This is a genomic window from Parasphingorhabdus sp., from assembly GCF_036964675.1.
In the GTDB taxonomy this organism is placed as follows: domain Bacteria; phylum Pseudomonadota; class Alphaproteobacteria; order Sphingomonadales; family Sphingomonadaceae; genus Parasphingorhabdus.
In genome coordinates this window covers 1-650 of the sequence record NZ_JBALTF010000158.1, presented here as the reverse complement: position 1 = coordinate 650, position 650 = coordinate 1, and the positions used below count along the sequence as shown (strand labels likewise).

Annotated in this window: 1 protein-coding gene; it reads left to right on the top strand. The window is 58.2% G+C overall.

Going from position 1 to position 650, the window contains the following annotated elements; all coding sequences use genetic code 11:
• Positions 1-318 precede the first annotated feature (318 nt).
• Positions 319-650, top strand: a 332-nt coding sequence (locus V7665_RS13705) for an acyl-CoA dehydrogenase family protein (protein WP_335665085.1), incomplete at its 3' end; no start/stop codon positions are given.

Here is a 650-nt window from a genome sequence, read left to right as displayed (position 1 = left end):
GTCAGGCCATGGGCGCGTTCGGCTTCCAGTGCGAAGATGAAGGGTTTTGCGAGATTGTAAAGCATGGCGGGGCTATGGCATTGGAGTGAGTTGTGCGCAATGATTCAGACGCTGTTTTCCCGCGCAGGCGGGAATCCATCTCGTGCATATTCGACCAGACGCACCAGCCGGAGATGGGCCGCTCGGCTTAAGAAAGCTTTGGGGAAGCTTTCGTCGCCTGCGCCCTGCGCAGGGGCACAGGCTACAGAGCAAGGGAACAAGCTCTAGAAAATAGCGAAGATTCTGCTAAACGAGCACCAAACACGCAAAGGACCCATAATGATTGCCACTCCACAATTTGATTTCCAGCTGGGCGAAATGGCGGATCAGATCCGCGACACCACAAGGCGCTTTGCCGAAGAGAAGATCATGCCGCTGGCCCAGAAGATGGACCGTGAGGACTGGTTTCCGCGCGAGCTGTGGACGCAAATGGGTGATCTCGGCCTGCACGGAATTACTGTGGACGAAGAGGATGGCGGGCTGGGGCTCGGCTATATCGAACATGCGATCGCGGTCGAGGAAGTCAGTCGCGGCAGTGCCGCACTGGGTCTCAGCTATGGCGCGCACAGCAACCTGTGCGTCAACCAGATCCGCCGCTGGGCCAGTGCCGA